This window comes from Candidatus Planktophila lacus (genome assembly GCF_002287925.1).
Taxonomy (GTDB): Bacteria; Actinomycetota; Actinomycetes; order Nanopelagicales; family Nanopelagicaceae; genus Planktophila; species Planktophila lacus.
Genome location: NZ_CP016769.1, coordinates 1,377,558 through 1,390,371 on the forward strand (window position 1 = coordinate 1,377,558; position 12,814 = coordinate 1,390,371).

13 protein-coding genes are annotated in these 12,814 nt (G+C 46.2%); 5 read left to right on the forward strand and 8 right to left on the reverse strand.

All coding sequences use genetic code 11. The features are described 5' to 3' along the window. Positions 1-24: 24 nt before the first annotated feature. Both A1s21148_RS07005 and A1s21148_RS07010 read right to left on the reverse strand, forming a co-directional pair. Entirely contained in the window at positions 25-555 is a 531-nt protein-coding gene (locus A1s21148_RS07005) for a TIGR00645 family protein (RefSeq protein WP_095671691.1), read from the reverse strand. 14 nt (positions 556-569) lie between these two features. Continuing rightward, positions 570-2,339, reverse strand: a complete 1,770-nt coding sequence (locus A1s21148_RS07010) for an ABC-F family ATP-binding cassette domain-containing protein (RefSeq protein WP_095671692.1) — start codon at positions 2,337-2,339, stop codon at positions 570-572. A 24-nt stretch (positions 2,340-2,363) separates the two neighbouring features. On the opposite strand from A1s21148_RS07010, the gene A1s21148_RS07015 reads away from it, so the two are divergent. Together A1s21148_RS07015 and A1s21148_RS07020 are read left to right on the forward strand one after the other, a co-directional pair. Continuing rightward, positions 2,364-3,638 carry a kynureninase gene (locus A1s21148_RS07015; RefSeq protein ID WP_095671693.1) on the forward strand — a complete coding sequence of 425 codons (1,275 nt, stop codon included), beginning with the start codon at positions 2,364-2,366 and terminating at the stop codon, positions 3,636-3,638. Then, complete coding sequence (locus A1s21148_RS07020; protein ID WP_095671694.1) at positions 3,635-4,447, forward strand: tryptophan 2,3-dioxygenase; 813 nt, start codon at positions 3,635-3,637, stop codon at positions 4,445-4,447. Before A1s21148_RS07015 ends, A1s21148_RS07020 begins: the two co-directional genes overlap by 4 nt. A 7-nt stretch (positions 4,448-4,454) precedes the next feature. Here A1s21148_RS07020 and A1s21148_RS07025 read toward each other — a convergent pair whose 3' ends face one another. Together A1s21148_RS07025 and A1s21148_RS07030 are read right to left on the reverse strand one after the other, a co-directional pair. Beyond that, positions 4,455-4,784, reverse strand: a complete 330-nt coding sequence (locus A1s21148_RS07025; RefSeq protein WP_095671695.1) for a PGPGW domain-containing protein — start codon at positions 4,782-4,784, stop codon at positions 4,455-4,457. Then, complete coding sequence (locus tag A1s21148_RS07030) at positions 4,781-6,196, reverse strand: glycosyltransferase (RefSeq protein ID WP_095671696.1); 1,416 nt, start codon at positions 6,194-6,196, stop codon at positions 4,781-4,783. Before A1s21148_RS07030 ends, A1s21148_RS07025 begins: the two co-directional genes overlap by 4 nt. A gap of 172 nt (positions 6,197-6,368) precedes the next feature. Between A1s21148_RS07030 and A1s21148_RS07035 the strand changes: the two genes are divergently transcribed. After that, complete coding sequence (locus tag A1s21148_RS07035) at positions 6,369-7,763, forward strand: aspartate aminotransferase family protein (protein ID WP_095671870.1); 1,395 nt, start codon at positions 6,369-6,371, stop codon at positions 7,761-7,763. An 11-nt stretch (positions 7,764-7,774) separates the two neighbouring features. On the opposite strand, the gene A1s21148_RS07040 is transcribed toward A1s21148_RS07035, so the two are convergent. Then, a complete protein-coding gene (locus A1s21148_RS07040) occupies positions 7,775-8,410 on the reverse strand; it encodes a nucleoside/nucleotide kinase family protein (RefSeq protein ID WP_095671697.1) in 636 nt (211 codons plus the stop codon). Positions 8,411-8,461: 51 nt separating this feature from the next. Between A1s21148_RS07040 and A1s21148_RS07045 the strand changes: the two genes are divergently transcribed. Then, positions 8,462-8,851, forward strand: coding sequence for an RbsD/FucU domain-containing protein (locus A1s21148_RS07045; protein WP_095671698.1), 390 nt, complete (start codon positions 8,462-8,464; stop codon positions 8,849-8,851). Here the strand turns inward: A1s21148_RS07045 and rbsK are convergent. The 3 genes from rbsK to A1s21148_RS07060 are packed head-to-tail and all read right to left on the reverse strand — an operon-like array spanning position 8,832 to position 11,723. After that, entirely contained in the window at positions 8,832-9,752 is a 921-nt protein-coding gene (gene rbsK, locus A1s21148_RS07050) for a ribokinase (RefSeq protein WP_095671699.1), read from the reverse strand. The genes A1s21148_RS07045 and rbsK overlap by 20 nt on opposite strands. Before the next feature lie 2 nt (positions 9,753-9,754). After that, positions 9,755-10,891 carry a Gfo/Idh/MocA family protein gene (locus A1s21148_RS07055; protein ID WP_095671700.1) on the reverse strand — a complete coding sequence of 379 codons (1,137 nt, stop codon included), beginning with the start codon at positions 10,889-10,891 and terminating at the stop codon, positions 9,755-9,757. Between the two features lies 1 nt (position 10,892). After that, positions 10,893-11,723 carry a class I fructose-bisphosphate aldolase gene (locus A1s21148_RS07060; RefSeq protein WP_095671701.1) on the reverse strand — a complete coding sequence of 277 codons (831 nt, stop codon included), beginning with the start codon at positions 11,721-11,723 and terminating at the stop codon, positions 10,893-10,895. 55 nt (positions 11,724-11,778) lie between these two features. Between A1s21148_RS07060 and A1s21148_RS07065 the strand changes: the two genes are divergently transcribed. Beyond that, positions 11,779-12,813, forward strand: a complete 1,035-nt coding sequence (locus A1s21148_RS07065) for a phosphoheptose isomerase (protein WP_095671702.1) — start codon at positions 11,779-11,781, stop codon at positions 12,811-12,813. Position 12,814 lies beyond the last annotated feature (1 nt).

Here is a 12,814-nt window from a genome sequence, read left to right on the forward strand (position 1 = left end):
TTAGGCGGGGATTACTTTTATTCACTACTTATGAGTGCCAACAAATTCACGCTTATCTGCGATCCAATCCATCAAAGCGAAGAGAACGCCAGAAATAACAAATGTCAGGTGGATTGCGATTCGCCAGATGGTGCCTTCACCGACTTCAGCTTCACCAGCTAGTTCGATGAAATCTTTGAGAAGTTCGATTACCGAGATAGCAACTAGCGATCCAATTAACTTGATCTTAAGCCCACTAAAATCAATGGTTCCCATCCAATGTGGACGATCTTTCGATTCAGTTGCAATATCAATTCGAGAGACAAAGTTTTCATAACCGGCGAAGATAACCATCAAAATCAAGTTAGCTAGTAGCGTTAAATCGAGAAGTGCAAGAAGCGCCAAGGTGAATTCGCTGGCGTTCATTGAAGCTGTCTTCTCCGCCAAATGCCAAAATTCAATTACGAAGCGGTAGGCAAGTAGTCCGAGCGCCCCGACTAAACCTAAGTAAAGAGGCGCCAGTAAGAAACGGCTGCGAAAGAGAATGGCTTCAACGGCATGGGATATACGACTCATAACTTTATTTTAACTCAAAGGCCAAGTTGAAGGGTAATTTCTAACCATTCTTCTTCGCGAGAGTTGATTTCTGCGCGTTGTGTTTCTAGTTCTGCGCTGATCCGAATCAACTCTGTCGGGTCGAATGCGGCTTTCTCTTGCGCGCTTTCAAGCTCTACGATCTTTTCCTTAGCCTTCTGAATCTGTCTTTCGACGCGAACTAAATCTTTTTTCAATTGTCGCTGCTCCGCCGCAGAAGATTGAGATTTTCCTTTTACTGCTTCAGCTGGTTTTTGCAGAGACTGCGCTCGTTGTTCCAGGTATTGATCAACACCGCGTGGCAGATCGCGTAATTCTTTATCTCCTAGCAGCCCAACGAAACGATCACAGACGCGTTCCAAGAAATATCGATCGTGTGAGATGACTATTAGTGTTCCACCGTAGCTATCCAAAAGATCTTCAAGTTCAGTTAGCGTCTCAATATCAAAATCATTTGTTGGTTCATCAAGTAATAAAACATTTGGGGAATCCATTAACAAGCGCGTTAGTTGTAAGCGACGTTTCTCTCCCCCAGATAGATCTCCTACAGGAGTCCATTGCGAGTCTTTATCAAAGCCAAGACGTTCGCAGAGTTGTGATGCAGAAAGTGACTTACCATTTCCAAGTTCGATATGTGAAGCAACCTTTTCAACCGCCTCTAAAACTCGCCAAGTTGGATTTAACTCATCAAGATGCTGCGTTAGGAATGCCGCTTTAACAGTGACACCGGTTACGAGTTTTCCAGCATATGGTGGAATTTCCCCCGCCAGCGTGCGCATTAAGGTGGTTTTTCCAGCTCCGTTTACGCCGACAATTCCGATGCGGTCGCCAGGACCAACGTTCCAGTAGAGATCGTCGATCAACTCTTTCTCACCGGCGCGAATTTGCGCATGGTGAGCTTCATAAACAGTGTTACCTAATCGGTTACGTGCAAATTTCAAGAGCTCACCTTGATCGCGCGGCGCAGGTTCTTCAGCAATCAATACATTTGCGGCATCTACTCTAAATTTCGGTTTTGTTGTTCGCGCAGGAGCACCGCGGCGCAGCCACGCCAATTCTTTACGAATCAAGTTATTTCGGCGCGCATCCATCGCACTTGCTTGTCGGGAACGTTCAGCCTTAGCCAAGACGAATGCAGAATAGCCACCGTCATACTCTTCTACTTTGCCGCCAACAACTTCCCACGTTCTATCAGTGACCGCATCAAGAAACCAACGATCGTGAGTAATAACTAGGACCGCTAAATTCTTTCGTTGGTTTAAATGCTCTGCCAACCAAGCAACGCCTTCCACATCTAAATGGTTTGTCGGCTCGTCCAACAGAATTAGATCAAGGTCATCGATCAGAAGTTTGGCTAATCCAACACGACGTTTTTCACCGCCAGAGAGTGTGGCAAATTTTCTTTCAAATAAGTGGTCATCAAAGCCACCGAATAACCCGGTAAACACCTCGCGGATTCCAGAATCACTAGCCCATTCATGTTTTGCTCTATCGCCAATTACAACATCACCCACTGTTGAATTGGGATCTGCTTTATCAACTTGGGAAAGCAGCCCGATCTTCACGCTATTTGCTTTAGTTACGCGGCCTTGATCTGGTTGTTCAACAGCAGCAATAATCTTCATTAGCGTGCTTTTTCCAGAACCGTTACGGCCAACGATTCCGATGCGATCGCCTTCAGAAACGCCAAGTGAAACTCTTTCAAGCAGCGCTCTAATATCAAAGGCCTTTGAGACCTCTTCGATATTGACAAGATTGCGCGCCACGATGGGAGAGCGTACCTTTCAACTATGAAAGCCACTGACCGACAATTTGCCATCGATCTTGATGAACGCGATCCATTAGCGCGCTTCCGTTCGCAATTTGTGATCAGCGATCCAAATATCTGTTATCTGGATGGCAATTCGCTAGGTCGTTTGCCTCTTTCAACGATTGAGGCAGTCAACTCCTTTATGCGAGATGAATGGGGTCCCGAAGTAGTTACCGGTTGGGGACACTGGGTTGATGAAGCGCAACCAACTGGCGATCTAATCGGTCGTTCTACTCTTGGAGCTGCGGCCGGACAAGTCTTGGCTTGCGATACAACATCCGTAAATTTCTATCAGTTAGCACTGGCTGCAATTAACGCCCGCCCAGGACGCAAAACAATAATTACCGATGCTGCAAATTTTCCGACAGATCGCTACATACTTGAAGGAATTGCAAAACAGTTAGGGCTTGAATTAATAATTATTGATAACGAAACGCCAGGCAAAGCAGAGTATGAGCGAATAACTCCTGAAATCTTGGAACCTTACTTAAGTGACGATGTAGCACTAGTTACCCTCGAAGTTATTCAGTATCGCTCAGGTGCGCGCAATGACATCAAGCCCTTAACTGACTTAGTCCGCAAATACGGGGCGCTCATGCTCTGGGATGCCAGTCATGCAGTTGGTGCGATTGAGATGGACTTTGATAAGAATGGCGTTGATATCGCGGTCGGTTGTACATATAAATATGGAAATTCAGGACCTGGTTCCCCCGCTTGGTTATATGTAAATAAGAAGTTACAGGCCGAACTTCAGGTTCCAATTCAAGGTTGGTTCTCTCAAGGTGATCAATTTGCAATGGGTCCAGTATTTGAAAAGGCGGAAGGGATTCGTGGTTTCCAAATCGCTAGCCCTTCGCTAATTGGGCTTCGCTGTATAAAGAGCGCGTTTACGATGATCGAAGAAGCAGGTATCGGCGCTATCTCTGAAAAAGCAGCGATCGGAACCGAGATGATGATTCAGCTTTACGATGCGTGGCTGGCAGAACTTGGATTCACTTTACTTACTTCACGAAATCCCCAAGAACGTGGTGGGCACATTTCACTTGGCCATCCAGATGCTGCGCGTATTTGTGTTGCGCTACGCGAGTTCGCAGATGTAATCCCTGACTACCGCACTCCAGATTCAATACGTCTAGCGATAGCGCCACTGCCAACTTCTTATGTTGAAGTTTGGGATGGTTTTGCGCGCATTAGAGATCTAGTTTCATCACGGCAATACGAAAAGATTGAAAAAACAGATTCGCGTGTGACATGAGCGATCAAGATTTCGATTCTGCACTTACTTACACCTCGTATCTGGCAGTCGATGAACTTTTAAAGTTACAAAAGCCACTATCTAAAAGTACAGATTCAGAAGGTCCAGAGCACGATGAGATGTTATTCATCATCATCCATCAAAGTTACGAACTCTGGTTTAAACAGTTAATTCATGAATTTGAGGCGGCTGCAAAATCTCTTGAAGCCGGAGATACCCACCGCTCTCTCGCAATTCTGGGGCGTATTCGCACGATCTTAAAAGTCTGCGTAACGCAGGTAGATATTTTAGAAACTATGACTCCCCTTCAGTTCAACGCTTTCCGCGGTTATCTTTCATCATCAAGTGGTTTTCAATCTGCACAATTTAGAAAAGTTGAGGCGCTCTTAGGTCGCAGAGATTCCAAGATGGCTTCGCACCTTCCTATAGATGTTCAGGAAGAAATCCACGAAATCACTTCACGAAATTCGATCTGGGATTCAACTCTCGCTTACCTTTCAAATCGCGGACATAAGATTCCTAGCGATGTCTTGGAACGCGATAAAAGCACTCATTACCAATCCGATCCACGAGTACTCGAGGCGCTCCTTGAAGTACACCGTAGCGATCCTGAATCTGCAATGGTTTGTGAGCGATTAGTAGATATCGATGAGGGCTTACAAGAATGGCGCTATCGCCACGTGAAAATGGTGGAGCGAACTATTGGCCATAAAGTGGGCACGGGTGGTTCAGATGGCGTTAAATACTTAGCAAGTACTTTATTTAATCCGGTCTTTAGAGATCTCTGGGAAATCCGATCTCAATTTTAATAAGTAGTTAAATTCTTCCCGTTGAGACAAGGAAGATAATCACAATTATAGAAAGAACAGCACCTACGGCGATCAGCGCTAATTGAGCCCACTTTGGTATGCCGGCTTTATCTGCAGCTTTTTGGGCGTAAGTTCTTGTGTGAACCATTACTCGCGCCGCCCATGCAAATTCTGTCGCCAAGATTCCTAGTCCAGCTAAAACGATCAGAATTCCAGGTCCTGGTCCAACTAAAGCGATCGCACCAAAGACTGTAATTAAGCCGCCGATCAAGCCGATTATTACTCGCCAAACTAGACGACCAATTGGTGTTTTCTTAAACCAAGTTCTGATTCTCATTTTTTTCTTATTCCTTCAGTTAGTTCTCCGTAAGCGGCATCTGCAATCTCTTTACGTCGCATTTTATAACTTTCAGAGGCACCAGTTATCAAATGTTCAAAACGTCTATTGCCCTTAATTAGCGGGTGAAGACCTTTTGCGGTGTTCTCTTCTCCCCAAATTGGAGGTTCTTCACGAGTTGTTTCAACGTTAGCGTGTGGGCGCAGTTTGCGATAAACAAGTGCAAGTCTGCGCAAACCAAGATATGCAACATGGCGCAAGCCACGGTTTAAGTGTTCTTGGATATTTAAACGAATAAAGGTCGATCGCGATGGACGTACCGGTTCTTTTGCAGTTGCTAACTCATAAAGAATCCTTGCAATCTCTGTGCCCCCAGTTGTTTCAGGAAGTTCTGCACATTTAGCGCTTAACGCAGCCCTTACTTGTGGGTTCTGAAGTTGGCGCACCTTTGCAGAAATATCTGTTAAATCTGCTTGGTCTGCACGGAGTGCAAAGCCAAAGTCATGGCACCACTTGGCGCGGGCATCTTGATCATCTGTCCCACGAATATTTGAGACAAAGACCGTTGGCACCAACGCTGGCAACAATTCATGGACACCGTTGTAGCCAGTGGCGCAAACACTGGCATCGAATGCGTGTAGAACTTTGGCTAGCGGGAAGTAGCGAACCACCCGGATATCTAGCCCTTCTGGAGCCAGAGATTTTCCATCTTTATCTAAAGGTTGTTTGGTAAGGATTACTTGCAGATCTTTCCAACCTAAGAGACCTGAAAGCGCTGCGGTCATCTTCTCGTTGACATCGCTATCGCCAGTTCCGAGCTGAACCAATACAGCAGGGCGGTTTAAATCTAGCCCCAGAATCTGGCGGGCCTCATCGCGGCTAAATGCTGTGCTCTTTTCAAAGAGTGAAACCGGCGAAGTTAGCGTTGCATCTTTGCGAGTTGCAGTTGGCCCAAAATCATATGCGCGCGCAATATCTCCTGGTTCAACGATGTGATCCATCATCTTTGATTGCAAACCTAAGACAAATCTCTGCGGTTTCTTCTGCCAGAGACCGCGACGTACCCATACTAAAGAAAGTTTTGGATGGCTAAATTTTGCAGCAATAACACCTGGGTACGGAACTACTCCATCAAAAGATAGAACTCGTGCACCAGTTTCATCAACTAACGCTAGTAAACGATCGCGCAAGTAAATATCCCAGTTATCGCGCGTCATCCACATTCGATCTTTACCAGGAATGTATTCGCAACGTATTCCCATAAAGTCCGGAACTTCTGCTATTCCGCCAGCCATAGAAACAATAATTGGATTTGCAATCTCTTTTAGAGAATATGCAATTGCAGATGCACGAGCTAAATGGCCCATTCCTACGCCATTGCTTGTTGCAAGAATTATTGTTGGTTTTTCCATAACGCCCTAAAGTTTATGAGAAACGCCCGAACTTCTCGCATAAAATGGCCTAGGGGTTGCAACTTTTTTTGACTTCAGAGATACTTAACCCACATTCGAAAGAATGAAAGGATCGGGAGAGTACTTCTCAAACGAGTTTCTAAATCAGAAACCTTTGCCGTACAGCTTTAAAATGATTACACAATCGCATCATGCGGAAAGTTTTAGATTAGTACCAGCAACATCAACGCCTGTCTCGCCTGAAAAAGTAGCCTCTTTACTTGCCTCAGAGTGGGAGTTATTTACTAAGAACACTAAGGGATCGCTCGCTGAGAGCGCACGCTCCATGAAATCCCTTCCTTTAGGCGTTACCTCAAGTTTCCAACACTGGGATCCATATCCAATTTCAATTGTCTCTGCGCAAGGCGCATGGATGACCGATGTTGATGGTCGTCAGCTGCTCGATCTTTCAATGGGCTTCGGAGCAATGCTCGCTGGCCACTTAAACCCAGTCGTCGTTGAAGAAGTTAAGGCATCGCTCGATACCGGGATGCTCTTTGTCACCCCTTCACCTATCTCAACCGATGCTGCTGAACGTATCTGCCGTCGCTTCGGTATTGATCAGGTTCGCTTTACTAACTCTGGCACCGAATCAACTATGTATGCCGTTCGCGTGGCTCGGTCTGCAACTGGTAAACGCGATATCGTAAAAGTTGAGGGCGGTTATCACGGAAGTTACGACCCATTTGTAGTTTCAGCAAAACCAAAACTTGATACTGCTGGCGATTCTGATTTCCCAACCGCTGTGGTTGATGAGAATTTAGTTGCTGGAAATGTTCACGTTGTTCCTTATAACAATCCTGAATCGCTAGAACAAATTTTCGCTAAGCACGCATCTACCATCGCTTGCTTCATCGTTGAACCAGTTCTCGAAAATATCGGAATTGTTCTTCCAGATGCCGGTTACCTAGAACGTATTCGCGAACTCTGCGATCAATACGGAATTGTCTTAATCTTTGATGAGGTAAAGACTGGTTTAACTGCTGGCCATCAAGGTGCAGCGCAACGTCTTGGCGTTAAGCCAGATTTGATTACTCTTGCAAAATCAATTGGTGGCGGATTAACTCTCGCTGCATTTGGTGGCAAGCAGAAATATATGGATTTCGTTGTAAATGGAAAGATGGCTCACTTCGGAACATTTAACGGCAACCCGCTTGCCATGGCCGGAATTCGCGCTGTCGATAAAATTTGTACCGCCGAAACTTTGGCTGCTGCTGAAGCGCTTAATCAACAAGCACTTGAGCGCATCTCAGAGATTATCGAGGAGTATCAACTTCCTGCACACACCGTTGGATTCGGTGTTAAGGGCTGTATTACTTGGTCGACAACTCCAGTGCGCAACTACCGCGATTACAAAGCAACCGACTTTGGCGTAGCCGAACTCTCTTGGCTCTGGTCACTTAACCGCGGAATCATTACGCCTCCGGGACTTGATGAGCAATGGTTGATCAGTTTGGCTCACGGACAGAAAGAGATCGACATCTTGGTCGAAGATTTCCGTTCACTTGCCGCAGCGCTTCGTAGCTAATTACTTTTTAGCTAATCGATCCGAACTACGAAATCTGCTCGCGCACGCCCGCGTTCGATTAATTGGGCATTTGCTTCATCAGTTCCCTTTGCCCACGCTTTGGCAGCTTCTGGTTCTTTTCCGTAAGCGATATGGCGCGAGATTAAGCGAGCAATTCTCTTATCGTCATCTACATCAACCATCCAACTCTCATCCAATAAGTCTTTTACCGCTTCCCAACCGCCAGCATCGTGTAATAAGTAATTACCTTCAATAATTACAACCTTGGTATCTGATGTAACTACGCCCTGAGCCGCGATTGATTCTTCAATAGCACGATCAAATATTGGATAGTAAATATTCTGTGTTTGCTCAGATCTAATTCGCTTTACAAGGGATGCAAAACCTGCAACATCAAAGGTATCTGGAGCGCCTTTTCGATCAGCGCGCTTTAGATCCTTTAAAACCTTATTACTTAAGTGATAACCATCCATCGGGACAACAGTTACAAACTCTTTGGGAAGTTTGCTCATTAAGAACTTTGAGAGCGTGGATTTTCCGGCGCCAGGTTTGCCAATTATTCCGATAAGCACGCGCTCAGTTGAGTCAGAGAGAAAGCTTTGAATCCTTGCTAAAGCCGCCTGTTGGTTTGCTAATTGTTCGGGCACTTTTCAAGTTTAGCGCTTGAACTTAACGCAATACTAGGGAATCATAATTTCATGATAAAAAACGGAATCATCAACGGAGATCTCGCCTCACTTCTAGCCAGATTTCGCCATGTAAACACCATTGCGATTGTTGATGGCCCATTTCCGACTTATCCGAACGTTGAAACCATCGACCTCGCACTAGTCATGGGAACTCCAACGGTTTCACAGGTACTCGACGCGATTTTGCCGCACCTAGATTTAACTGGAATGTATTTGGCGGCAGAGTTTGAGGCGAAGGTTGATGCCGCAACAGTTGCTGAGTACAAAACTCATCATCGCGGATTAGCAACTACGGTAATTCCTCATGAAGAATTTAAAGTTAAAGTTGGCCAAGCGCTAGGAATTATTCATACCGGCGATGCTGTTCCGTACAGCAGCGTTATTTTGCGATCAGGCTGAAATCTATCTCTTCAATTTTTGGATAAGAAGATTGCGCTCCCTTTCGGGTAACGCTCTTGGTTGCACAATCGATTCCAAATTGAACTGCTGATTCTTCGCTTGCACCCGATGCTAACGCAGCGGCAAATGCGCCAATAAAGCAATCGCCTGCACCAGTTGTATCCGTCGCCGTTACTTTCTTAGCTGCGAATCGCTTAACAGAACCGTCTGCAGTTACTAGCGCTGCCCCATCGCTTCCCAAAGTTACGATCATGCGGCCAGTTTTGCGAAGCGATGCAATAACTGCATCTGAATCCGGTGCACGATGGGTCTTATCGAGTTCAGCAAATTCAATCTCGTTAGGTATTAACCAATCTGTTAACTCGAGCAGGTCATCTGTAAGTGGTTGATAAGGCGCAGGATTAAGGATTGTTGTGATCCCAAGTTCCTGAGCGGTACGAAAAGCAGCCAGTGTTACTTCTTGTGGAATTTCACATTGTGCAATTAATACGCTGACTGCTTTTAACTTGGAGACTTCATCAATTGCATTCTGTGGTGTCAGCGCAAAATTTGCGCCTGGAACAATTGAAATTCGATTCTGGCCTTGGCCATCCACCCAGATATGTGCCACGCCAGTGTGTGTTGGCAATTGCAGAACTGAAGTTGTATCCATTCCACAGTTCTTAAAGTTAACCAAGCTTTCGCTACCAAATCCATCGTTTCCGATGCCGGTGATCATTGTGACTTTAGCGCCAGTACGGGCTGCCATTACCGCTTGATTGGCGCCTTTTCCACCGAATCCAGTTGTAAAACTTTCTCCAAAGCGGGTTTCACCGGCGGCCGGAAGAATGTCTGCATAGACAGTTAAATCCATCATGGTGCTGCCAATTACTGCGATCTTGGTATTTGAAAAATTCTGCATTTCTACAACGCAACCTCTGTATGGGTTTCATGTGATTTCATCGCTGCTGCAAATGTGCGATGTGAATCAACAACTTCAGGAACGGAGGCGCAAGCAAATTTATCGCCAAGTTTCCCTTCGCGTTCTGCGAAGTATGCAGCCCACATCTGCAATAGCGCATCAGGAAAACCAAACTCAAAGATATGTCCGGTGATTACTGGCCAATTTGAAACGTGGCCTGGTTGGATCTCTGACCAGACTTGTTCTCCGTTACGCAGCGCAAAGGTGTGATAAACCGCAGGGTTCTTTGTACTAAAGCGAACTCCCCCAGTCATTCCTATTGCGCTAAAGAAGAAGGTGTTGCTTTCGCCGGGTGCGATTCGCTTCATCTCCCAGAACATTGGAAATTCGCGGCTATTGCCGGGGTTGGCAGCGCGCATCGCTAACACAGCGTTATCGAAGGTATCGCAGGCGACGTTTTCTCCCGCAGCGTTTTCGCGATTGGTAACGATGTCATCGAGAATTGCAAAGACTTTAGTTGGTTTATATCCCAAGCGAAGTGGGATATGCGCCGCGTGCATTCCGAGATCACCAAGTACGCCGATATCCCCGCAGAATTTACGTTGACGCTTCCAGTTTATTTTCTTCTTGCGATCGATATCCGATGAGTGAAGTAGCCCAGAACGAACTTCTACTATTTCTCCAAGATTGCCACTGCGCGCTTCGCGAATAGCAGCCTGTGCACCCGGAAAGAATGGCAGTTCGCTAGATACGCGTACGAAATTTTTCTTACCAACTAGCGCTGCCTCAATCTTTTCTGCAGCTGCTAGATCGATTCCGAAGGGCTTTTCACCTAGAAAATCTTTACCAGCGTTTATCGCGGCAATATAAATTTCTTCATGCAGGTTATGCGGAACGGCGATGTAAACCACATCAACGTTAGGGCTAGCCAATAACTCTTTGTAATCACTGTATGACTCAGAAATTCCGGCGTTGGTAAAGAATTCGCGCACTGCATCGGAAGTATCTGCGATTGCGGTTATTACTGGGCGAACTGGGTGATCTAAGAGCGCATCCCAGCGCCCAACTAGAGCAAGGAGTTCACGGCCCATAAGACCGCCGCCGATAATTCCGACCTTTACCTTCTTCTGTGCAGACATATCAAGCAGAGACAATCTTTAGCGCATCTTGTGCTGAAGTGCCTTTATGTAGCATCGCCATCAACGCTTGTGTCATCTTCGCTGGTTTTGGATGAGCGATGATATTTCGACCATAAACAATTCCGGCAGCACCCTGCTTTAGAACTTCGGCGGTGCGATTTAGCAGTTCCTCATCAGAGACACGTCCGCCACCGCGAACTAGAACTGGTACTGATCCAGCGGTTTGAATAACGTGGTGATAATCCGCTGCGATATCTGTTGGATCTGCCTTAATTACATCTGCACCTAATTCAATTGCCTGGCGCACAAGTGGGACAACTTTTTCAAGCTCACCATCTGATGTGTATCCGCCGGTTGTGGCATCCTTCATAACTAGAGGCTCAACCATTAGCGGCATTCCGTAATGCTCGCACTGCGCCTTAAGAGTCATGATGTTGCGAATACAAGAATCGCGAAGTTCGGGGCGGCCCGGCAGATCAAGTAGGTTCACAACCACAATCGCGGCATCAAGACGCACTGCCTGCAGCACCGCATCTTCAAGCAAAATACTAAAGAGATGATCCGGAATCACCTTGCCATAAACGTTTGCAACATCTGTGCGCAACACCAGCGCCGGTTTATTTGGTTTCGGATTGTTTTGTAGGTGCTTGGCTTGCCCTAGGGTCAATTGAATCGCATCAGGTGCAGCATCGATCAAGGTATTAACTGCAGCGCCCATATCTTCAATGCCTGCAAGGAATGTTCCTTCACCAAAGAAGCCATGGTCAACTGCGATATCGAAGCAGCGGCCATTGTTAAATAAGCGCTTTAGGCGAATTGATACATCAGACATTAAGTGGCTCCATTTTCGCTGGTAATTTCATTAACTCTGCAAGTAGTCTAGAACCATGTCACAGAGTTCAACCACCCCTTCCAAGCTACCTTCTAATCAATTTGATCACTTTTATCGCGGTGGCAATCGAATCGGCGCCTTACGTCACGGCCCCGGAGGACCAATGCGTCCTGAAGAGTGGATCGGTTCGATCACAACTCGTTTTGGTGAAGCAGAGCAAGGTCTTTCACGTTTAAGTGACGGCACTTTGCTACGCGATGCAATCAAGAACGATTCTGATGGTTGGTTGGGCGCAGATCACGTAAAGAACTTTGGCTTAAGTACAGAAATTTTAATTAAATTACTAGATCCAGATCAGCGCCTTCCAGTTCATTACCATCCAAATAAAGCCTTTGCGAAAACTCATCTCGGTTTAGATCATGGAAAAACTGAAGCGTGGATTATCTTGGAAGCGCCAACCGGTTCTGGAGTTGGACTCGGATTCGCACAGAAACAGAATAAAGAAGATCTACTTAAATTGGTTCGCGCGCAAGATTCTGCGGCTCTTCTTGCATCACTTCGTCGCACTGAAGTTCAAGTTGGCGATGCGGTATTGGTGCCAGCAGGTGTGGCTCATGCAATTGATGCCGGAATATTTGTTTTAGAACTACAAGAGCCAACTGATTTATCTGCGCTCCTTGAATGGGAAGGCTTTGCAGTAGATGGAATCAAAGATGGTCATCTCGGTTTAGGTTTTGAAATTGTTACTGATGCGTTGATGCTTGATCCGCTATCTGATTCTGAATTTGATTCACTAATTACTCATAACGTCTTTTCGGGTGGGGCGCTTCGTTCGGTTCTGCCTCTGAAATCAGATGGCTACTTCCGAGCGCATTTAGCGCCTGGTTCTGGTGATTTCCCAGCTGGCTTTGCTGTCGCACTTGTCTTAGATGGATCAGGATCAATTTCATTCGCTAGCGCACCAGAAATGGCTATAACTAAAGGCGATGCCATTGTGATTCCACATAGCGCTGGTGCTTTTGCTTTCAGTGGAGCGAACGCGGTTGTCTGTCGCCCACCACTTGCAGAACTGGCGCGAGTTGCGCCGTAAG